The 20,886-nt window shown below is 72.7% G+C and carries 14 protein-coding genes and 1 pseudogene; 7 read left to right on the forward strand and 8 right to left on the reverse strand.

The window, feature by feature from the left end; genetic code table 11:
• The first annotated feature begins 89 nt into the window (after positions 1 to 89).
• Positions 90 to 2,147 carry a CotH kinase family protein gene (locus WMF12_RS09350; protein WP_437870077.1) on the forward strand — a complete coding sequence of 686 codons (2,058 nt, stop codon included), beginning with the start codon at positions 90 to 92 and terminating at the stop codon, positions 2,145 to 2,147.
• Here WMF12_RS09350 and WMF12_RS09355 read toward each other — a convergent pair.
• Both WMF12_RS09355 and obgE read right to left on the reverse strand, forming a co-directional pair.
• Positions 2,139 to 3,887: a hypothetical protein gene (locus WMF12_RS09355; RefSeq protein WP_437870078.1), complete on the reverse strand. Its 1,749-nt coding sequence runs from the start codon at positions 3,885 to 3,887 to the stop codon at positions 2,139 to 2,141. The genes WMF12_RS09350 and WMF12_RS09355 overlap by 9 nt on opposite strands.
• A gap of 402 nt (positions 3,888 to 4,289) precedes the next feature.
• Positions 4,290 to 5,330, reverse strand: a complete 1,041-nt coding sequence (gene obgE / locus WMF12_RS09360) for a GTPase ObgE (protein ID WP_437745242.1) — start codon at positions 5,328 to 5,330, stop codon at positions 4,290 to 4,292.
• A 99-nt stretch (positions 5,331 to 5,429) separates the two neighbouring features.
• Between obgE and WMF12_RS09365 the strand changes: the two genes are divergently transcribed.
• Entirely contained in the window at positions 5,430 to 6,944 is a 1,515-nt protein-coding gene (locus WMF12_RS09365; protein ID WP_437870079.1) for an ATP-binding protein, read from the forward strand.
• A 34-nt stretch (positions 6,945 to 6,978) separates the two neighbouring features.
• On the opposite strand, the gene WMF12_RS09370 is transcribed toward WMF12_RS09365, so the two are convergent.
• Complete coding sequence (locus WMF12_RS09370; RefSeq protein WP_012234436.1) at positions 6,979 to 7,662, reverse strand: hypothetical protein; 684 nt, start codon at positions 7,660 to 7,662, stop codon at positions 6,979 to 6,981.
• Between the two features lie 600 nt (positions 7,663 to 8,262).
• On the opposite strand from WMF12_RS09370, the gene WMF12_RS09375 reads away from it, so the two are divergent.
• Positions 8,263 to 9,258 (forward strand): diacylglycerol/lipid kinase family protein, encoded by a 996-nt coding sequence (locus WMF12_RS09375; protein WP_437870080.1) that lies wholly within the window; start codon positions 8,263 to 8,265, stop codon positions 9,256 to 9,258.
• A 187-nt stretch (positions 9,259 to 9,445) separates the two neighbouring features.
• On the forward strand, positions 9,446 to 10,270 hold the full coding sequence (locus tag WMF12_RS09380) for a calcium-binding protein (RefSeq protein ID WP_437745245.1): 825 nt from the start codon (positions 9,446 to 9,448) through the stop codon (positions 10,268 to 10,270).
• Positions 10,271 to 10,305: 35 nt separating this feature from the next.
• Here the strand turns inward: WMF12_RS09380 and WMF12_RS09385 are convergent, their stop codons facing one another.
• A complete protein-coding gene (locus tag WMF12_RS09385) occupies positions 10,306 to 11,619 on the reverse strand; it encodes an inositol-3-phosphate synthase (protein ID WP_437870081.1) in 1,314 nt (437 codons plus the stop codon).
• Positions 11,620 to 11,923: 304 nt separating this feature from the next.
• Positions 11,924 to 13,099 (reverse strand): hypothetical protein, encoded by a 1,176-nt coding sequence (locus tag WMF12_RS09390; RefSeq protein WP_437870082.1) that lies wholly within the window; start codon positions 13,097 to 13,099, stop codon positions 11,924 to 11,926.
• A gap of 51 nt (positions 13,100 to 13,150) precedes the next feature.
• On the opposite strand from WMF12_RS09390, the gene WMF12_RS09395 reads away from it, so the two are divergent.
• Positions 13,151 to 14,557 (forward strand): PQQ-dependent sugar dehydrogenase, encoded by a 1,407-nt coding sequence (locus WMF12_RS09395; RefSeq protein WP_437870083.1) that lies wholly within the window; start codon positions 13,151 to 13,153, stop codon positions 14,555 to 14,557.
• Here the strand turns inward: WMF12_RS09395 and WMF12_RS09400 are convergent.
• Positions 14,536 to 15,489 (reverse strand): alpha/beta hydrolase family protein, encoded by a 954-nt coding sequence (locus tag WMF12_RS09400; protein WP_437870084.1) that lies wholly within the window; start codon positions 15,487 to 15,489, stop codon positions 14,536 to 14,538. The two genes, WMF12_RS09395 and WMF12_RS09400, sit on opposite strands and share 22 nt — an antisense overlap.
• Positions 15,490 to 15,967: 478 nt before the next feature.
• On the opposite strand from WMF12_RS09400, the gene WMF12_RS09405 reads away from it, so the two are divergent.
• Positions 15,968 to 16,756, forward strand: coding sequence for an FkbM family methyltransferase (locus WMF12_RS09405; RefSeq protein WP_437870085.1), 789 nt, complete (start codon positions 15,968 to 15,970; stop codon positions 16,754 to 16,756).
• Between the two features lie 52 nt (positions 16,757 to 16,808).
• Here WMF12_RS09405 and WMF12_RS09410 read toward each other — a convergent pair.
• Both WMF12_RS09410 and WMF12_RS09415 read right to left on the reverse strand, forming a co-directional pair.
• Positions 16,809 to 17,000 (reverse strand): annotated as a pseudogene (locus WMF12_RS09410) (PfkB family carbohydrate kinase); the annotation flags it as partial.
• Positions 16,997 to 17,998, reverse strand: a complete 1,002-nt coding sequence (locus WMF12_RS09415) for an LLM class flavin-dependent oxidoreductase (protein ID WP_437870086.1) — start codon at positions 17,996 to 17,998, stop codon at positions 16,997 to 16,999. The gene WMF12_RS09415 and the pseudogene WMF12_RS09410, both read right to left, overlap by 4 nt.
• 249 nt (positions 17,999 to 18,247) lie before the next feature.
• Between WMF12_RS09415 and WMF12_RS09420 the strand changes: the two genes are divergently transcribed.
• Positions 18,248 to 20,875, forward strand: a complete 2,628-nt coding sequence (locus tag WMF12_RS09420; protein WP_437870087.1) for a HEAT repeat domain-containing protein — start codon at positions 18,248 to 18,250, stop codon at positions 20,873 to 20,875.
• Positions 20,876 to 20,886 lie beyond the last annotated feature (11 nt).

The raw sequence follows: 20,886 nt of genomic DNA on the forward strand, positions 1-20,886 counted from the left end.
CCAGCGAGGCGTCCATCCCTGCCGTGAAAATCAGGCATCGACGGACGGGATGACCACGACTAGGGTCGAGGCTCTTGGAGGATCGTTGAATGAAGCTTGGATATTGGATGGTGCTTGCACTTGCGGCTGCCGCGGTGGGCGCAGGCTGCGGTGATGACGAAGGCGCGAGCAGCGGCGTCGGGCCAGGCGGCTCGGGCGGGGCTGGCGCTGGAGGCGGAGGCGCCGGAGGCGCCGGAGGCGCTGGCGGAGAGGGCGGCACGAGCGACGGCGGGAGCGGCGGGCAACCCCCGACGCCGCGGTGCGAGCCGTCCGACCCCGCGCTGGCCGACCGCGACGCGGACGAGCTGTACGCGGCGGAGGAGGTCCCGCGCTTCGACTTCTACCTACCGGAAGAGCGCTGGGCGGAGCTCAAGGCGAACGCCCGCGACGAGCGGTATGTCGAGGCCGAGGCCTGCTACAAGGGCAAGAGTCTGGGCGTGGTCGGCCTGCGGTTCAAGGGCGGTTACGGCACCCTCGACATGTGCTTCGACGGGGAGGGGAACCTCACCTGTCCGAAGCTCAGCATGAAGGTGAAGTTCGACGAGGTCGTCGGCGGACAGCGCTTCTACGCGCAGAAGCGCCTGAACTTCCACTCCATGATCTGGGACCCCACCCGGCTCCACGAGCGGATCGCCTATGGCCTGTTCCGGGAGATGGGCGTCGCCGCCCCGCGGAGCGCGTGGGCGACGCTGAACGTGAACGGCGAGTCGCAAGGGCTCTTCTCGATGGTCGAGGACGTGGACGGCCGCTTCCTGGAACACCACTTCTCCGAGGCTCCGGACGGCGATCTCTACAAGGAAGCGTGGCCGGTCTCGGACGACGCCGGCTACTACGCGGAGCGGATCGAGACGAACGAAGACGTGGCCACGCACGAGCGATTCATCGCGTTCTCGACCGCCCTCGCGTCCGTCGAGGGCGCGGAGCGGCTCACCGCGCTGTCGGAGTGGACGGACATCGAGCAGCTGCAGCGCTACATGGCCGTCGACGAGGCAATCGTGAACTGGGACGGCGTCACGACCTACTACGCCAACGAGGCGGGCGCCGCGTTCAACCACAACTTCTACTTCTATGACGAGCCGTCCTCGGGCAAGTTCCACCTCATCCCGTGGGATCTCGATCAGACCCTCGGCCCCAGCACCTACTTCGGTCACGTGCCGCGATGGACGGAGACGCCGGCGGACTGCAGCGCCGTGGTCCCGGTGTTCATGGGCTCCGAGCACGTGCGCCCGCCGGGCTGCGACGCCCTGTTCGCCGCCTTGAACCAGGACGCAGCGGGCTACAAGGCCGCGCTGCAGGCGCTCCATGAGGGCCCGTTCAGCGACGGGCGGCTCGAGGAGCAGGTCGACAAGTACGCGGCGCTGATCCGCACCGCCGTCGAGGAGGACCCGCTCGGGCCCGGGCTCGCCGGGTGGGAGCCCGCGGTGGAGCGCCTCAGGAACGAGCTGCCGATCCTCCGAGAGCGCCTGGGCCGCTTCGCCAGCGGCACGCCCCTCGCGCCCTTCTCGTTCACCGCGACGGGGATCAACGACTTCGAGGCCGCGGACACGCTCGGGCTGTACGTCGGGACGGTGCTGTCCACCAACAACGCGTCGAGCGCCGTGCAGGGCCTTTCGCAGGAAGATCCGCTGAACGGCGCGCAGAGCATGCTCCTCCGCTTCGACTTCCGCGACGAGGCGTCTCCCTGGGGGCAGTACGTGTACTTCGGGGTGCCTCTCGCCGAGGGCATGATCGACGCGACGGCGCTCGAGGGGGTCCGCTTCTGGGCGCGGGCGGAGGCGGCGCGCGGGATGCGCTTCGACGTCGAGAGCCCGGCGCAGAGCGAAGGGCTCTCGGGCGTTCGCCACGGATGGGACGTGCGGCTCACCGCGGAGCCGACGCTGATCGAGCTCAGGTTCGCCGACATGGCGCTCCCCGGCTGGGCCATCGATCAGGGGCGCGACCCGGGCGACGACGTGAACGACGTGCTCCGGTCGATCGTCGGCCTCTCCTTCAGCGCGGAGATGAACGGCGTCCGCGCGAACGGCTTCCTCGGCAAGGACAAGGCCGACTCGGGCACCATCGAGATCGATGATGTCGAGTTCTTCGGGCCGACGTCCGAATCACCCTGAACGACGGATACGGAGGCCCGGGGCCGAGCGCTCCGGGTCTCCGCCCCTCCTGCGGCGCAGCCCGAGGCTCACGGCGAGGAGCAGCGCGGCGACGCCGCCGGCGGACGGCGCGTCGCCGCCGAGGCTGCAGCTGCAGCCCGCCGACTCCCCGCTCCCGCTCGCGTCCCCGCCCGCGCCGGTGGAGGGAGCCCCACCCGAGCCCGATCCGTCCCCGCCCGCGCCCGATCCGGCGTCGCCCGCGCCGACCGAGGCGGCCACGTCGAGCGTCGGACCCGCCGCCGTCGTGGTGGCAGGAGCCGGCGGCTCCTCGGCGCACATGCCGGCCACGCACCGCTCGCCCGCGGGGCACACGACGCCGTCGCAGAGGTCGACGCACGCCCCGCCACGGCAAGTGGTGCCCGCGCCGCACGCGACGTCGGCGCACGCGGCCTCGACGCACCTCCCGGTGTCCGCCGCGCAGCGGTCCTCCGACGGACAGCCCCGGCAGCCGCACTGGACCACGCAGACGCCGCTCTCGCACACCTCGCCCGCGCCGCACGTCACGCCGTCGCACGGATCCAGGCAGCGGTCGCCGCGACAGGTCTGACCGTGCGGGCAAACCACGCCGTCGCAGGGCGCGCGGCACTCGCCGTCATGGCACACCTCGCCGACATCGCACATCGCGTCGACGCACGCCTGCTCGACGCACAGGCCCTCCACGCACACGAGCCCCGGCTCGCACGGGAACTCGGCCGAGCCGCAGCGGTTCACGCAGCGGCCGCGGCTGCACACCTGGTACTCCGGACAGGGCGCCTCCTCGTCGACGATGTCGTCGCAGTCGTTGTCGATGCCGTCGCACTGCTCGGCCTGGCTGCCAGGCTCGACGATCGGCGTGCAGATCGCCTGTCCCTGCGCGTCGCAGTCGGAGATCCCCGCGCGGCACGCGCCCACGTTCTCCTCGACCTCGCACGGCTGGCCGGCCGCGGGGCACGTGATGCCGGAGAAGCGGAACAGGAAGTCCTCGTAATCGAGATCATTGCCGTTGACGCCCGCGCTGCCGGCGGCGTTCCGGAAATCGAGATCCTCGAACCCCAGGTAGAACGTGTTGGCGAGCTGGTTCGACCTGTAGATGAGATCGGAGTACCAGGGCCCCGGGCTCTCGCACGCCGTACACTCCACGTTGAACCGGTGCTCGGTGTAATGGTACTGCGTGGCGTTGCCGTTGCCGGTGCCGTTCGGGTTCGGGATCAGCACGAAGCCGATGAGGCCTCCCGCGTAGGCGGGGTTCTCCCGGATCGAGACGGCCGTCAGCTCGCGCTTCTCGGCGGGCGGCAGGGAGCCAGAGAACGGAAAGAGGATCTGGATATCGCTCTCCGGCGCCGGCGTGCTGAGGTTGGCTCCGGCGTCGACGGGGACATACAGCGGCGGGTCGCCGCTGTCGCGGCCATCGTCGACGTTGTACCAGCCGACCGCGAAGTTGGCGCCGCCCCCCTTCTCGATGTACTTGCCGCTGAACTCGCAGAGCGGCGAGAACACCTGGGGCTCCACCGCGGCGTCGGCCACGACGTCGATCATCTCGTCGAGCATGTCGTTCTTCGTCGAGCCGTTCAGCAGATCGCTCAATCGGCTCGTGATCACGGGGACGACGGTGCCGTTCGGCTGCACCACATCCGCGCGCGCCGCCCCGCCCGTGCCGAGCGCCACGAGGAGGGCCGCACGCCACGCGAGAGAAGACGGTTTGTTGGGGGTCGACCAGCGCATAGGGCTTCTCCTTCCGACAGGACACGTGAGTCCGGATCTTAAATTGGACTCGAGTTTTGCTCTCCTGTCCAGGTGGTGCGCGCACGCTCGAACCAAATAACGACGGATGTGGAGGACCAGCCCACGTGAGAACACTTCGTGTCTGTACGCACGAAGGCGGGTGATCCCCTTTTTCCAGTGCGCCGGATGACGGGTGATGTGATGACGAAGGGGCGCACGGCGCCGGCTCTGCGCCGCCGTCCGCGTTCTTTCGCGTTCTTTCGCGTTCTTCGCGTTCCGCGAGCCAGCGTCCGTTCGAGCCAGCGAGCCAGCGGGCTCTGCCGTGTCACGATGCGCCGACGGCGGCGGCGCTCACGCCGCGCCGTCGGTGCGCGCCGCGCCAGCCCGTCCGGGCCGAGGCGCTCAGCCGTCCTGCTCTGCCGGCTCTTCCCGCTTGCGCGCGAGCGCCGCGAGCTCGCGGACGAGCTCCGGCATCCCCTCGCCCGTCGCGGCGCTGATGAGGTGGAGCTTCACCTTCGCCTTCGCGAACCGCGCCTTGAGCTTCGGGTAGGCCTCGCGCACCTCGGTCAGATCGGCCTTCGTCAGGACGACGATCTCCGGGCGCTCCGCGATCTCCGGGCTGAACTTCTTGAGCTCCTTGCGGAGCGCCCGGTAGTCGGCGAGCGGCTCGCGGCCCTCGCCCGGGTCGAGCGTCACGAGGTGGAGGAGCGCCCGCGTCCGCTCCACGTGCCTCAGGAACTGGATGCCGAGCCCTACCCCCTCGCTCGCGCCCGGGACCAGCCCGGGGATGTCCGCGATGACGAAGCTCGACCCGCCCGCCCGGACGCCGCCGCCGATCTCGACCATGCCCAGGATCGGGGTGAGCGTCGTGAACGGGTAGTCGCCGATCTTGGGCCGGGCCGCCGAGACGGCCGCGACGAAGGTGCTCTTGCCGGCGTTGGGGAAGCCGAGCAGGCCGATGTCGGCGAGCACCTTCAGCTCGAGGCGGAGCTCGCGGGCCTCGCCCGGCTCACCCGGCTCGGCGCGCCGCGGAGCCCTGTCGTGCGGCGACTTGAAGTGCAGGTTGCCGCGGCCCCCCTTGCCGCCGCGGGCGACGATGACCCGCTGGCCGTGCTCGGTCACGTCGGCGATCAGCTCGCCGCTCTCCGCGTCGAAGATCTGCGTCCCCACGGGGAGCTTCTCGACCCGGTCGGCGCCGGCGCGCCCGTGGCAGTCGCTCCCCATCCCGTGCTCGCCCCGGTCGGCCTCGAGCGTGCGCGCGTAGGTGAAGTCGAGTAGCGTGGACAGGCCTCCGTCGCCCACGAAGACGACGTCCCCGCCGCGGCCGCCGTCTCCACCCGCGGGGCCGCCGAACGGGATGTACTTCTCACGACGGAATGCGATCGCTCCATTGCCGCCATCCCCGGCGATCACCTTCAGACGGCACCGATCGACGAACCGCATGACGGCGGCTCATAGCATACAATTTAGGAAAGACCCCAAAGCGGAAGGGCGCCCCGCGCATCGGGCCGCCCGCCTGACCGCTCGCCCAGGAGACCCCAGGTGCCCGCTCGAATCCTGATCGTGGACGACAACACGAGCCTCGCCGGAAACCTCCGCGAGGTCCTCGAGGGCGCGCGCGAGCTCGACGTGGAGGTCGCCCTCGCGCCCGACGGCAAGCAGGGGCTCGCGGCCGCCCGGCGCGACGGGTTCGACGTCGCGGTCGTCGACGTCAAGCTCCCGGACGCGAGCGGCCTCGAGCTCATCGCCCCGCTCCGCGCCGCCGCCCCCCACGGCGAGATCGTCCTCGTGACCGGCTTCGCGACCGTCGACGCCGCCATGGCCGCGCTCCGCGCCGGCGCCTTCGCCTTCATCCTCAAGTCGTTCCGCCCCGAGGAGCTCATCTCCACTGTGGCCCAGGCGATCGAGAAGATCTCGCTGAAGCGCGAGCGGGAAGAGCTCGAGCGGCGGTACCGGGCGATCATCGACGCGGCGGACGTGCTCATCCTCGGCCTGAACGCCGGCGGCAGCGTCGCGCTCTTCAACCCGCGCCTGACCGCGCTGACCGGCGTGTCCTGCGACGCCGCGCTCGGCATGGCGTTCTGCGAGGCGCTCGTCGACGAGCCCGATCAGCGCCGGTTCAACCAGTCGTTCCTGAGCGTGGTCGAGGGCGACGCCGCCGCCGAGGTCGAGGTCGGCGTCCGGGACGCGGTGGGCGCGATCCGCCGCGTGCGCTGGCACCTCTCCGGCGTCCGCGGCGGCGGGCGCGGCGGCAGGACCGACCTCGTCTACGGCATCGGCATCGACGTGACCGAGCGGCGCGCCCTCGAGCGGCGGGCCGCCGACGCCGAGGCCCTGAACGCCATGGCCCCGCTCGCCCTCGGGCTCGCCCACGAGATCAGGAACCCGCTGAACGCCGCGGTCCTGGAGCTCCACCTGCTCAGCCGCGGCATCGACCGCCTCTCCGACGAGGCGATCCGCGAGCCCATGAAGCGGCGCGTCGGCATCGTCGAGGCGGAGATCGCCCGCCTGGGCCGGCTCCTCGGCGAGTTCCTCGAGCTCGCCCGGCCGCGCGCGCCCCACCGGGAGCCCGTCGATCTGGCCCGCGTCGTGCGCGACGTGCTCGACCTCGAGGAGGAGGCGTTCGCGAGCCACCACGTCGAGGTCGTCCGCGATCTCGCGGACGACTGCTTCGCGCTGGGCGACGTCGAGAAGCTCAAGCAGGTGGTCTTGAACCTCGTCGTCAACGCGCTCGACGTGATGCCCGACGGCGGGGTCTTGCGGGCGTGCGCGTCGGGGGACGCGCACGAGGTGTGGCTGTCGATCGGGGACACGGGGCCAGGGATCGCGCCGACGATCCTCGCCGAGATCTTCGATCCGTTCTTCACCACGAAGGCGGCGGGCACGGGCCTCGGGCTCGCGATCGTCCGGAAGATCGTCGACCAGCACGCGGGCCGTGTGGATGTCGACGCCCACGCCGCCGACGGCACGACGGTCCGGGTGAGGCTCCCCCGCTTCGTCCCCGAGCCCATCGAGCGCCCGATCGGCTCGTCACCCCCCCGCGTCGCTGGCGTCTGACTCGCCGCCCGGAACGCGCACCGCCGAGCGGCGCTCACCCCACGATGCGCATGGGGGGCTTCAGGGGGAGGGGAGGCTTGGAGCCAGGGGCGGAGGGGATCGCGGAGGGGGCGGGCTTGGGCACCTCGCCCTCGAGGGCGGCGAGCGCGACGAACAGCCGGTCCATGCCGTAGTCGAGGGCCACCTCGCGCTGGAAGACGTGGGCGACCTTGATGAGGCGCAACGACGTCTGCTTGCCGAGGTCGATCTCGCGCTCGAGGAACGCCTCGAACGAGCCGTAGCCCTTCGCCTGATACAGCTCCTGCTGCTGGATCTCGGCGAGCACCACCCCGATATCGAAGAACCCCTTGTCGAGCCGCTTGCGGAGCGTGCGGATCTTCTGGGTCTGGTTGTGGAGCTCCGCGATCTTCGCCTTGATCTCCTCGGCGCCGCTCGGCACGCGGATGGTCGCCCGGGCGCTGCCAGGGGGCGCCGGCTCCGCGGCCCGGGCCCGCGCCTCGGCGGCGTGCTTCGCAGCGTGCCGCGCAGCCCAGGGCGCAGCGCCACGGAGGCCGAGCTTACGCTTCGACGCGCTCGACGCCGATTTCGAATCTTCCTTGATTACCGGATTCACGGGCTTCGCAAGCTGAGCTTCTGCGCCCCCCTTGCTGCTCGAAGAGGCCTTCTTCTTCATACCCGTCGCCTTCTCGGAGCTGCCCTGCTTTGTGATCTTCGGCATGTCGCTGCGTCCCCCGCTGGGTACGAGATCGTCGCGGCCCTTCGCCTCAAGCGCGCGCCGCCCGCGCGGCGGTAAAGACCCGCACGGCTGTCAAGCCCAATTGGCTCACCAGGTCGTCGCCTTACCAAAAAATCGACCACCCCGTCCACTAAGTTTCGGGGAGGCTCCTCGCTTTCCCGAAGGGCAGCATGACCCAAGATCGGTCCGGGAGCCAAAACCAGCGAGCATCGCACGCTATCGGGCCTCCCGGAAAGCTGGTCGTCCGGCGGGACCGCTGGGTTTCGTCGGCCACATCGGTCCACAATCGCCGGCCCCGGCGGGCTCAGCGCTGGGGTCCGGCGAGAGCCGCGCCCGCGACGCCTGTCGCGCGCCGGCCGCCTGCCGGGCGGTTGGTCATCCATCCATCCAGCCGTCCCGCGCGATCCCGCGTCATCCCGCGCTCCAAGCGCAGGCGTGGGTCGTGGTAGATCGCGGTGTATGACCTCTCCGCCCGCCGGTCGCGACCCCGCCGATGACGTCCCCAAGGCCGTGGTCGCTGATGCGCCGCGTCGTGCGAGCGAAATACCACGAGGCGCGGCGAGCAGCCGGATTGCCGTGGTGGTGAACGGCAACGCCAAGAGCGTGACGGCGGAGGTGATCGAGACGCTCGATCAGATCCTTGACACAGGGGATCTGTTCGTCTCGCGGCGGGTGGAGGAGAGCGAGGGCATCGCGCGGATCCTGGTCGACCGGGGTTACGGCACGATCCTCACGGGCGGCGGCGACGGGACGTTCACGGTGGTGGTGACGGCCGTTGTCAACGAGGCGAAGCGGCGCGGGCTGCCGCTGCCGCGGTTCGGGCTGCTGCGCCTGGGGACGGGCAACTCGCTGGCGTGGGTGCTCGGCGCGTCCGGCGGCGCGGGCGCGAAGCCCGGGCTCGCGGTCGACCTCCAGCGGCTGCGCGCCGAGGCCGGGAGCCGGAACCTGCGGCTGGTGGAGGCCGAGGACATCCTGTCACCGTTCTGCGGCTTCGGGATCGATGCGGTGATGCTCCGCGACTACAACGCGGTGAAGTCGGCGCTCGCGCGGGGCCCGCTGAAGCGGCTCGCGCCGGGGCCGGTGGCGTACGCCATCGCCGCGACGACGCGGACGATCCCGAGCTACCTCGTGCGGCGAACACCGCACTGCCGCATCATCAACGAGGGCAACGACGCGATCCGCGTCGGCGAGAAGGGGGCGATGCTGGGGGCGCCCATCAAGAAGGGCGGCGTCATCTACGAGGGGCCGGCGAAGATCGCGGCGCTGTCGACGATCCCCTATTACGGCTTCGGCTTCCGGATGTTCCCCTATGCGGACGATCGCCAGGACCGGATGCAGCTGCGCGTGTCGGTGGTCTCGCCGTTCACGTTCGTGCGGAACTTCTCGAGCATCTGGAGCGGAGAGTACGACGACCTGGAGACGGTGTTCGATTACTTCGTGGACGAGGTCACGATCGAGATGGACCCGGTGACGAGCTTTCAGATCGGCGGCGACGTCCGCGGGGAGCGATCGCGGGTGCGCGTGCGCCTGACCGAGCCGATCCGGATCGTGGATTTCTACGCGCCGCCGCGCGGATGAGGCTCACCCGTCCGGCAGGGCGCGAGACGACACGGATTGGACCAGATTGGCACGACTCGCGTCGTGCTCCTGGCGCAGGGTGGCACGGTGGAGCGCTTCGGGGGCTCCTGGTGCCACGACTCCCGGGGATTTCGCGGGATGAGCGGGCGGCGAGGGGCTGGCGCAACGCTTGCTCCGGTCATGTGCCATGAACATCAAGCTGACCATTCTTCGCTCCGGTTCGGTGGGAATTGCCTCGCTTGCGCTCCTCCTCGGCGTGGCGTCGATCGGCGCTGGATGCGCCGCGCAGGTGACAGAAGGGGAAAGCGGTGAGGGCACCGACGAGGGCGCGCTCGAAGGCGACGAGCTCGAAGGCGACGAGGCGGAGGCGGCGTGTGAGATCGGCGAGTCCCGGAGCTGCACCGTCAACGGGACGGAGGGCTTCGAGCAGTGCGAGAACATCGACGGGGTGGCGACCTGGACCGGGTGTCAGGCGGGCGGCAGCGTCACCAGCACGCCGCTCGTGCTCTCGTTCGAGCAACGGCCGGTCGAGTACGTGACCGCGATGAGCGGCGCCTTCGATCTGAGCGGGCTCGGGGCCACGATCGCCACCGACTGGCCGACCGCGGCGACGCCGTGGCTCGCGCTCGATCGGGACGACAACGGGGCGATCGACGGCGGCGAGGAGCTGTTCGGCTCGGCGACGGTGCTCTCGAGCGGCGCCCGCGCGGACAACGGGTTCACCGCGCTCCGCGAGCTCGACACCGACGGAGACGGCCGGATCACGGCGCGGGACGAGGCGTGGTCGCGGCTCGTGCTCTGGAGCGACCGCGACGCGAACCGCGCGTCGAGCGCCGGCGAGCTCGAGCCGCTCGCGTCGCGCGGGCTCGTCGCGATCGAGCTCTCGTATGGACGCGATCGGCGCTGTGACACGCGCGGTAACTGCGAGATCGAGCGGGCCTCGTTCACGTTCTCGGAGGGCGCCTCGACGCGGACGGGCGCGGTCGTCGACGTGCACCTGCGCTGGCAGTGACGCCGCCGCGGGGGCGGCGCGGAGCTGCCGGGCGATCAGTCGTAGTACTCGTTGCCCAGGTGGGTGATGAGGTCCTCCCCCATGAGCCAGCGCATCGTGTTCTTGAGCTTCATCGACTGGATGAAGAGATCGTGCTCCGGGTACAGGGCCGGCGCGGTCATGGGGCTCTTGAAGTAGAAGCTGAGCCACTCCTGCGTGCCGCGCAGCCCGGCGCGCTGCGCGAGATCGAGGAGGAGCGCCAGGTCGAGCACGAGGGGCGCGGCGAGGATCGAGTCGCGGCAGAGGAAGTTGATCTTCACCTGCATCGGGTAGCCGAGCCAGCCGACGAGATCGATGTTGTCCCACCCCTCCTTGGCGTCGCCCCGAGGGGGGTAGTACTCGATCCGCACCTTGTGGAAGAGCTTGCCATAGAGCTCGCCGTGGACGTGCGGCTGGAGGATGTGCTCGAGCACCCCGAGCTTCGAGACCTCCTTCGATCGGAACGAGTCCGGGTCGTCGAGCACCTCGCCGTCGCGGTTGCCGAGGATGTTCGTCGAGAACCACCCTGCGACGCCGAGCATCCTCGCCTTGAGCCCCGGGGCGATCACGGTCTTCATCAGGGTCTGGCCGGTCTTGAAGTCCTTGCCGGCGATGGGGACCTCCTGCTTGCTCGCGAGCTCCCACGCGGCCGGGAAATCGACCGTCAGGTTCGGGGCGCCGTTCGCGAACGGGACGCGCTCCTTCAGGCAGGCCCATGCGTAGATCTGGGAGCTCGAGATCGCCGGGTGGTCCTCGGCGAGGCCCGCCTCGAAGCGCGCGACGGAGGAGTGGACCTCCGCCGGCGCGATATAGACCTCGGTCGATCCGCACCAGACGGCGACGGCGCGCGCAGCGCCGCTGTCGCGCAGGAAGGCGCGGATATCCTCCCGGACCTGCTCGACCATCGCGGCCTTGCTCGCGCCCTTCTTCACGTGGTTGCCGTGGAGCCGCCGGACGTACTGCGGGTAGAACACCGCGGGCATCGGGCGGATCCGCTCGAGCTCCTCGCGGACGGCGTCGAGGTGGCGGTGCTCGAGCACGTCCGCGTGCCGCGCCGACTCGTAGGCGTTGTCGGGGAAGATGTCCCACGCGCCGAACACCAGCTGATCGAGCGCCGCGATCGGCAGGAAATCCTTGATCCTGGGCGCGCGTTCGTCGGTGCGCCGGCCGAGCCGGATCGTGCCCATCTGGGTGAGCGACCCGATGGGCGCCGCGAGCCCGCGCCGCGCGAGCAGGGTGCCCGCGATGGTCGTCGTGGAGACGGCGCCCAGCCCCGGCAGCAGGACCCCGAGCTTGCCCTCCGCGGTCTTGATCTCTTTCGGCTGCTTCACGTGACGTGTTCCCCCCGGTCGTGGTCGTGGGCGCTCGCCGGGCAAGGCGGGGCATCCGCCGGCGCCGTGGGCGCGGCGAGCGCGACGTCGGTCGAGGCCGCGCGGCGCTGCGACCCGCCGGGAGCATGAAGCTCGAGGGCCGCGATCACCACGGGCGCGGCGCGCGCGCGATGGCGTTTCCCGCGGGCTCCCTTCGCGCGTTTCCGGCGCTCCCTTCCTCTCGGCGCCTCGGACGGCGGCATGAGGTGCTGCCACGAGATGGCATGTTCGCGACGCGCCGGGCAACCCCGGCGGGCGATCGCGATCAAGGGGAGGGGCGAGGGTAGCCGGCGGCAGGGGTCATCGCCTCGATCCAGGCGCGGATCGCGGCGACGGCCTCCTCGTCGACGCGCCGGGTCGCGAGCGGCGGCATCTGCTCGGACGGCGCGCCGGGCGCGTCGCGCCGGGACATGCTGCGGAGCACGGCGCTGCGATCCGGATCGAGGGGCCTCAGCCGGTCATAGCGGGCTCCCGGCGGCGCTCCGGGCGGGCGGACCTTCGCGGGCTGGTTGATCGCCGTCTGGTAGACGCGCGTGCCGCGCACGTCGCCCACCCGGCCGGCAGCGTCGACGTCGAGGCGCATCTCGAAGTGCGTCGCGACGCCGAGCGGGTGGTGGCACGAGACGCCGCAGTTGACGTGCAGCAGGCCGAGGGCGCGCCGCTCCGTCGCGGTCCCGGGCACCTCGAGCGCGGCCGCGTCGGGGAGCGGGCCGCCGGATGTCGTCGACAGGAGGCCGCGCTCGACGAGCTCGGCATACGTCAGGCCGCCGGCGCCCCGCGCGGCGAGCTGGATCGCCTCGAATCCAAGCGGGTTGTCGGTCTTGCCAGCGTGGCAACGGATGCAGTCGACCTGCGCCGGGATCGCATAGTCGGGGGCGCCGGGGACGTGGGGGACACCGGCCTTCACCTGCGTCGCGCTCGCCCCGTCCTCCGACCAGACGTAGGTCGCGCGCGTCCAGCGATCCTCCGCGGTCTTCCACAGGAACCTCGTCTCGATACGGCGGCTCGCGCCGGCGACGGGCAGACGGAACTCCTTCCACAGCCTGGTGCCGACAGGAAAGGTCCAGTCGTTCATCCGGGAGACATCGATGGTCGCGCCCGGAGGGAGGTAGATCCACCGCGTCTTCTCCGCGCCGTCGCTCCAGAGCTCGAAGGCGGGCTTGAACTCGCGGACACCCGCCGCGAGCGAGCGCGCGCCGGGGTCGCCGTAGAGCCCGGTGCAGCGGAGATCGTGAGGATCGGTGTCGCCGTCCTTGCAAGGCGGCAGGCCTCCGGGCGCCTGGGCCGCGCCCTGGCCGGGGCGATCGCCTGTGCCGGGGGCGCGCGTGGTGGTCGCGGCCGCCGGGCCGGTCTGGGCCGGTGGGGCGGGGAGAGGTTCGGGCCGGGGCGTCTCCTGCGCGCCGCAGCCGCCGCAGCCGGCCAGCAGCAGCGATGCGAGCACGGCTTGCCAGGCGCGGCCTCTCGTGGTGAAGGTGGAGAGGGAGGTGCCCGCTTGCCCGAGAGACCGAGCCACCGGCGCGACGTGGGGCGCGCTGCCTATGTGACGAGAGCGTGCCATCGGACCGCCTGGTGCCTCCTGCTCGCAGGCAGTGTAGCCGCCTGCGACAGGCGCGTGCAGGTGGCGGGGCCGCCCGAGGAGCCTCGCGAGGGCGGCCCTCCCGGCCATGCCACGGCGGGGAACCCGGTCCAGGCGGCTCAGGGGGGCACGGGGGCGCCTGGCGCGGCGCTCGCCGCGCAAGACACGCCGGCCGCGCAGGGGGCGCCCGCCGCGCAAGGCGCCCCCGCGGCGCAGGGGGCGCCCGCGAGCGCCGCGGATCTCGCTCGCCCGGCGAAGTGCGGGGGCGTCCCGCAGCTGAAGCTCACCATGGTGGCGAGCGGGCTCGAGCAGCCGACGTATGTCGCCGGGCCGCCCGGCGATCCGTCGCGCCTCCTCGTGCTCGAAAAGACGGGGGTCGTCCGGCTCATCAAGGGCGGCGCCGTCCAGCAGGCGCCGTTCCTCGACGTGCGCTCGCGCGTGTTCTTTCCGGCGCCGAACGCGGAGGGCGGCCTGCTCGGGCTCGCGTTCCACCCGGACTACGAGAAGAACGGGCGCTTCTGGCTCCACTACTCGTCGGCCCCGCGCGGCAACGTGGTGATCGAGGAGTGGAAGCGCGCGGCGCAGGGCGGCGACTCCGCCCATCCCGAGCCGGTCAGGTCGCTGGTCGACGTGAAGCACGGCGCCTGGAACCACGTCGGCGGGATGCTCGCCTTCGGCAAGGACGGCCATCTCTACGCCGCGATCGGCGACTCCGCGCGATCGCCGAGCCCCGCGGCCGATCTCACCTCGAAGCTCGGCAAGATCCTCCGCATCGACGTCGATCAGCCGGGCAAGGCGCCGGCGGGCAACATGACGAGCGGTGACCCGATGATCTGGGACTATGGGCTCCGGAACCCGTGGCGGTTCAGCTTCGACCGGCTCACCGGGGACATGTACATCGGCGATGTCGGCCAGAAGAGCTGGGAGGAGATCCTGGTGGAGCGCCCTGGCCAGGGCAGGAACGATTACGGCTGGGAAGCGATGGAGGGCGCCCATTGCTACCCTCCCGGCGCGACGTGCAAGCCGCGCGGCCTCCCGCCCGCGGTCGAGCACCCGCGGAGCGAGGCGGGCTCCATCGTCGGCGGCTATGTCTACCGCGGGGCGAAGATCCCGTGCCTGCGCGGCCGTTACCTGTACGCCGACTACGTGACGGGCCGCTTCTTCTCCTTCGTGTGGGACGGCAAGGCAGCGACCGATCCCGCCGAGCTGACCTCGGCGTTGAACCCGAATGGACTCCCGTCCTCGTTCGGCGAGGACGCGGCCGGGGAGGTCTACGTGGTGATGTTCAACACGGGGCGCGTCTACCGGCTCGATTCGGGGTGAGGTGGTTCCACGGCCGCCGGCGCGTCGCCTGCTCCCTCCGGGACGGGCTGTCGACGTGGCGGCGACGAAGGGCTCCGCCGCAGCGCCGCGTCGAGGAACTCGCGCACGTCGCGCTCGAGCCGACGGTGGAACGCCTCGCGATCGAACCCGGCGCGATCGATCGCGGGCAGGAAGTCCGGGCGCCGCATCTGGGGAGGAAACGGGCTCAGGAACGAGTAATGGTTCGCATTCTCGACGACCTTGAACGTGACCCGGGCCGGGTCGGGGACGAGGTCGAGGACGAGCTGCCCCTGCCATCGCGGCGCGATGCGGTCGTGCTCCGCCACGAGCAGGAGGATGGGCGCCTCGACGTCCTTCAAGGCATCGTTGGGCACGAACCAGCACGCCGCGGGGGCCATCAAGACCAGCGCCTTGACGCGCGGGTCCTTCGTGACCGCGACCCTCTGCCCCGGCCCCGTCCAGGGCTGCCCGCCCGCGAGGGCGAGCGCGGTGTAGCCACCCATCGAGTGCCCGATGACGGCGATGTCGTCGCCCAGCAGGCGAGGCCCGAGCTCGGCGTCGGAGCAGACAGCGTCCACCGCCAGCCGGGCGTGCCGGGGCCGGCGCTCCAGGTTCTCGACCGCCTCGGTCAGGGACCGATCGTTGCGATTGTCCCCGGGGTGCTCGGGCATCGCGACGACATAGCCGCTCTGTGCGAGGTGGGACGCGAGCGTCCGATACGCGAGGGGCGTCCCGCCGCCGCCATGCGAGATGAGCACGAAGGGGAAAGGGCCGCCGTGCACGGGCGCGTTCCGGGCCACCTCGAGCGAGTAAGGCCCCATGGCGACGACCTCGGCAGGGACGTGCGTCGGGTACATCACGAGGACCGGGAACGAGAGGTCGTTCATCGGATCTCGAACGGTCAGGCTGCGGTAGCCCACGAATCGACTCATGCTCGTTTCTCCGGACGGTGTCGGGGGGATGGGAAGACCAAGGACGATGCCCGTCCGTTTATCAGGAGCTCACCGGCACGACCACCCCGACCTTGGTGACCGATGGTGGGGTAACACCGACGCCCCGTGGACCCGCAACCACGGCCGGTGACGCCGGCGGCTGGGACCCGTCGCGCGCCGCTACGGATCCATCCGCCTCGCCGCGCATCCTCCCCGGCTTCGAGTGAAGCCGTTGATGTCGCCTTCGCCGAGCGGACGGACGCGCCGGACGTGGACGTAACGGCCGCTCGGTAACGTAGAATCGGTACGCTCCCCATGGAGCGGCGGGCACGCGGCGGGTGAGCGGGCGCCGTGCTACCGTCGCTCGCGGCGGCTCACGATCGGAGCTGCGCCGCGGAATGACGACACGAGGTACGCCAGGCCGCCGGGTGGGGCCTGCGACGCTCCGGGCTCGACCCGCGGGGCGGTAAGGAGCGTGATGACGCGCGTGGAGAGCTGGTTCGGCATCGCGCGTTCGCTCGCGATGTATTACGGCGTGCCGCTCCGCGGCGGCCGGATGGCTCGTCTTTACGGGCAGTTCGTGACGCCGGGCTCGCTCTGCTTCGACGTCGGCGCGCACGCGGGGGATCGCATCCGCGCGTTCCGCTGTCTCGGCGCGCGCGTCGTCGCCGTCGAGCCCCAGGCCCCGTTCGTTCGCCTGCTTCGTGGCCTCTATGGGCGCGACGGGGACGTCGTCGTCCTGCACGCCGCGCTCGGTCGGGCGCCGGGACGAGCGCGCCTCTTCGTCAGCGAGCGCGCGCCGACGGTCACGACGCTGTCGCGCGCCTGGATCGACAAGGTACGGAGGGATCCGTCGTTCCGGGGCGTGAGATGGTCCGAGGGCGCAGAGGTCGAGGTCCGCACGCTCGACGCGCTGATCGACGAGCTCGGCGTTCCCGCCTTCGTGAAGATCGACGTCGAAGGCTTCGAGGCCGAGGTGCTCTCGGGCCTCTCGAGGCCGCTGCCCGCGCTCTCGTTCGAATACCTGCCCGCCGCGCGGGAGATCGCGCTCGAGTGCGTCGAGCGGCTCACCTCGCTGGGGGATTACCGCTACAACTGGTCCCGCGGAGAGAGCCTCGTCCTCGGCGAAACGGCGTGGCTCGACGCGGATGGCATCCGCCGCTTCCTCGCGTCGCGGACCCTCGGATCGGGATCGGGCGACGTCTACGCCCGCCTCGGTGGCTGGACGCCTTCATCGCCCGCACCCGCGCCGACGAGCTCATCGTGAGCTCGCCGATCTTCGAGCACGCCTCCCCAAAGCGAGCCGCTTCGCCGCGTCGTACGACGGCTTCCGCTTGGCCCGCGCCCTCGAGCTCCGCGGTGATGAACCCGGCCGCGGACGCGTCGCCGGCCCCGGTCGTGTCCACCACCTCCACCCGCGGCGCCCCCGCGTCGAGGCGGACGGAGAGCGCTGCGTGCCGAGCCGGCGCCCCGCCCGGCGCGAGCCCGCGCCTCCGGGCAAGGCGCTTCACCCGGCGCGGGCGAGCTCGTCGCGCACCGCTGCCGTGAGCTCGAGCGAGCGCACCCGCGCGGCGTGATCGAAGATCGGCGAGCTCACGATGAGCTCGTCGGCGCGGGTGCGGGCGATGAAGCCGTCCAGCCACCGCCGCACGGTCTCGGGCGAGCCGGCGACCGAGCAGGCCAGCGCCTGCTCCAGGCCGGCGCGGTCGAGGGGGCTCAGGTCGCGCTCGAAATCGTCGACCGGCGGCGGTAAGGGCCCCGGCCGGCCACGGCGCAGGTTGACGAAGGCCTGCTGGAGCGAGGTCCACAGCCGGCGCGCCTCCTCGTCGGTGCCGGCCGCGACCACGTTGATCCCCAGCATGACGCGAGGCTCTGCGAGCTCGTCCGAGGGGCGGAACTCCCTGCGGTACAGCGCGATCGCCTGCGTCATCTGGCCCGGCGCGAAGTGCGAGGCGAACGCGTAGGGGAGGCCGAGCGCCGCGGCGAGCTGCGCGCCGAAGAGGCTGGAGCCGAGGATCCAGATCGGCACGCGGAGCCCGGCGCCGGGCACGGCCTGAACCAGCTGGCCAGGCTCCGCGGGGCGGAAGTAGCCCATCAGCTCCAGGACGTCCTGGGGGAAGCCGTCGGCGTCGCCGGCCAGGTTGCGTCTGAGCGCGCGGGCGGTGATCGGGTCGGAGCCCGGAGCGCGCCCGAGGCCCAGATCGATGCGCCCAGGAAAGAGCGACGCCAGCGTGCCGAACTGCTCGGCGATCACGAGCGGCGCGTGGTTCGGCAGCATGATCCCGCCCGCACCGACGCGGATCGTCGAGGTGCCGGCGGCGACGTGCGCGATCACGATCGACGTCGCGGCGCTGGCGACGCCGCCCATGTTGTGGTGCTCGGCCAGCCAGTAGCGGTGATAGCCGAGCCGCTCGGCGTGGCGCGCGAGATCGAGCGAGTTGCGGAGCGCCTGCGCGGCATCTCCGCCCTGGACGATCGGGGCAAGGTCGAGAACGGAGAACGGAATCATGTTGGACACCTCGCCAGACTGTTGCACGCCACGGACGGTTGCGGGAGCGCTCGGGGACCGGCGCGGCCTGTGCGCGGTCTCCGCGCGCGATCGCGGCGAGGAGGCGCCCCCGCCAGCGTGCGCCCCCGCCAGCGCGCGCCCCCGCCGGCGCGCGCCCCCGCCAGCGCGCCCCGCGGCGCGTCGCCCCGCGGCGCTCGAGCCGTCTGGAACGCCATGACGCGGCCGCGCCCGCTGTATTACGCTCGGCTCGTGCGCCGTTCGTCCTCGCCGCTGCGCCGCCTACCGCAGGTCCTGCTCGTCGTCGCCGCCTCGGCCGCCGCGGTCGCGTCGCCCGGGGGAGCGGCCGCGACCCTCTGGCCCAACGTGCCGGAGCAGATCGCGCGGGCGCTCACGTCGGGCGACGCCCTGGAGCGGCGCCTGGCCGCGACCCGCGTGGGCGAGCTCGCCCCGGAGACGGCGATCAGGCTGATCCAGCGGGGCATGAGCGACCCGGACGTCGAGGTGCGGCTGCACCTCGCCGGGGCGGCCGTGCGCCTCCGGATGCCGCGCGCGGGGGACCTCGTGATCGAGTGGCTCGGCGAGGGCGACGCGCGCCTGCGGCTCGCGGCCTGCGACGTGATCCGCGCGGCGCCCACGGACCGCTCCGTCGTCGCGCTCGGGCGGGTGCTCGGCGATCCCGACCCGCATGTCCGCCTCGCCGCCGCGACCGCGATGGGCGCTGCGGGGCTCCCGGACGCGGTCTCGCCGCTGCTCGGCCACCTCGACGACACCGCGCCGGAGGTGCGCGCGGAGGTCGCGCGCGCGCTCGGCCGGATCGGCGACGCGCGCGCCGTCGTGCCGCTGATCGGCAAGGTGCAGGACTCGATCCCGGAGGTCCGCAAGGCCACGGCGCGCGCGCTCGGAGAGCTCGGAGACCCGCGCGCGGTCAGCGCGCTGCTGCTCGCGCTCCAGGACGCATCCCAGGACGTGCGCGTCGAGGCGGTCACCGCCCTCGGCCGGCTGCGCTCGGACGACGCGACGTCGGCGATCGCCGATCTCGTCACGGTGTCGCCGGGGGCCGCGGGCGCGTTCCCGGGGGCGCGGCCGTCCGACAGCGCCACCTCGAGCAACGACGTGCGGGAGGCGGCGCTCCGGGCGCTCGGCCGCATCGGCTCCGACGCGGCCGTGAAGGCGCTGCTCGCGGCGCTCGCGAAGGACAACCCCGCGGCGCCGCGCTCGGCGGTCCGCGACGCCCTCGTCAGCGCCGGCGCCGCGTCCGTCCCCGCGCTCGTCGCGGCGCTCGCGGCCGCGCCGTCGGCCAACACCGCGGCGGGCGCCGCCCTCGTGCTCGGCGAGCTCAAGGCCAGGGAAGCGCTGCCCGCGCTCGCGCGGGGGATGCAGCGGGGCGTCGTCCCGCTCCGGCACGGGCTGCGCGCCCTCGGCGCGCTCGGCGATCCCGCGGCGCTGCCCGGCGTGCTGGAGCTGCTCGGCGACGGCGACCCCGCGGTCCGCGCGGAGGCCATCCGCGCCGCGACCGCGCTGCTCGATCCAGCGCGGCCCGACGGGCGCGCGGTGGACCCGGCGCGCGCCCTGCTGGTCGACCCGGCGACCGCGCCCGACGAGAAGCTCGCCCTCGTCCAGCTGCTCGGGCGCACCGGGTCGCCGCGCGCGCAGGCGGCGCTGCTGCCGCTCGCCAAGGCGCGCTCCACGCCGCTCCGCCTCGCCGTGATCGAGGCGCTCGGTGCCGCGCGCGCTGCAGGACAGCTCGGCGCGGCCGTGGACGCCGCCCTGCTCGCGGCGCTCGACGACGAGTCGGCCGACGTGCGGCTCCGGGCGGCGATCGCGCTCTCCCGCGTCGCCGGCCCAGGGAGCGCCCGGCCGCTGCTCCAGCGCCTCACGGTCGCGGCGGAGCAGGACCGCGGCGCGCTCGGCATCGCCCTCTCGGGCGCCCTGTCGCGCGCGGACGACGCCGGCGGCGCGGCGGACGCGAAGGCCGCGCGCGACGCGAGCGGCAAGGGCCTCGTCCACGAGGTCGCGGCCGCGATCGCGAGCGCGCCGGACGCCGCGCGCGACGCGCTGATCGAGGGGCTCGGCCGCATGCCGGGGCAGGCCGCGGGCGCCGCGCTCGCGCGGATGGCCTCGGCGGCGCCCATCGACGATCGCCGCAAGATCGCCGAGGCGCTCGCGGGGCACCCGGAGGCCGCCGCCGCGCTCCGCAAGCTCGCGGGCGATCCGGATCCCGGCGTCCGCGCCAACGCGATCTGGTCGCTGGGCGCGGCGGGGGACAAGGACGCGCTGCCGCTGCTCCTGCCGCTCCTCAAGGACCCCGACGCCGCCGTGGCGGGCAACGCGGCGGGCGCGATCGGGCGCGCCGCCGGCCGCCTCGGGCAGCCGGCCCGCGCGGCCGCGGCGCTCTGCGCGGCGCTCCCCGACGCGCGCCCCTACGTGCGGGCCAACGCGCTCGCGGCCCTCACCGTGGCCGGCGCCCGCTGCGACGGCGACGCGGCCCGGGACCTGCTCGCGCGCGACCCCGCGGAGGCGGTCCGCCTCGCGGCCGCCGACCACCTCGCGCGGAGCGGCGCCGACGACGATCGCCGCGCGCTCGCCCGCTGCGCCGCCGAGGACAGGAACGCCGCGGTCGCAGGGCGCTGCGCCCGCGCCGCGCCGCCCCGCGCGCCGGCCGCCGGCGCCGAGGACGTCGTGGTCTTCATCGTCCCGTTCGACGCGGGCCGGGGCGGCTCGGTCCGCGACGCGCCGGCCCCGCGCGCGCCCTTCGCGCTCGTGCGCGCGGACGGGCTCCTGCGCCTCGGCGTCGCGGACCGGCGCGGAGAGCTCTTCGAGCGCGGCGCTCCCCGAGGGCCGATCCGCCTCACCGTGCCGGCCCCGCTCGTGAAGTGAGCCCGCGCCCG

This window comes from Sorangium sp. So ce363, assembly GCF_051520435.1.
Taxonomy (GTDB): domain Bacteria; phylum Myxococcota_A; class Polyangia; order Polyangiales; family Polyangiaceae; genus Sorangium; species Sorangium cellulosum_B.

Excerpts from the sequence above, each read along its gene's own strand:
- WMF12_RS09355 (WP_437870078.1), bottom strand. The coding sequence starts at position 3,887 with ATGCGCTGGTCGACCCCCAACAAACCGTCTTCTCTCGCGTGGCGTGCG.
- WMF12_RS09415 (WP_437870086.1), bottom strand. The coding sequence starts at position 17,998 with ATGATTCCGTTCTCCGTTCTCGACCTTGCCCCGATCGTCCAGGGCGGA.
- WMF12_RS09350 (WP_437870077.1), top strand. The coding sequence starts at position 90 with ATGAAGCTTGGATATTGGATGGTGCTTGCACTTGCGGCTGCCGCGGTG.
- WMF12_RS09380 (WP_437745245.1), top strand. The coding sequence starts at position 9,446 with ATGAACATCAAGCTGACCATTCTTCGCTCCGGTTCGGTGGGAATTGCC.
- WMF12_RS09370 (WP_012234436.1), bottom strand. The coding sequence starts at position 7,662 with ATGCCGAAGATCACAAAGCAGGGCAGCTCCGAGAAGGCGACGGGTATG.
- WMF12_RS09405 (WP_437870085.1), top strand. The coding sequence starts at position 15,968 with ATGACGCGCGTGGAGAGCTGGTTCGGCATCGCGCGTTCGCTCGCGATG.
- obgE (WP_437745242.1), bottom strand. The coding sequence starts at position 5,330 with ATGCGGTTCGTCGATCGGTGCCGTCTGAAGGTGATCGCCGGGGATGGC.
- WMF12_RS09400 (WP_437870084.1), bottom strand. The coding sequence starts at position 15,489 with ATGAGTCGATTCGTGGGCTACCGCAGCCTGACCGTTCGAGATCCGATG.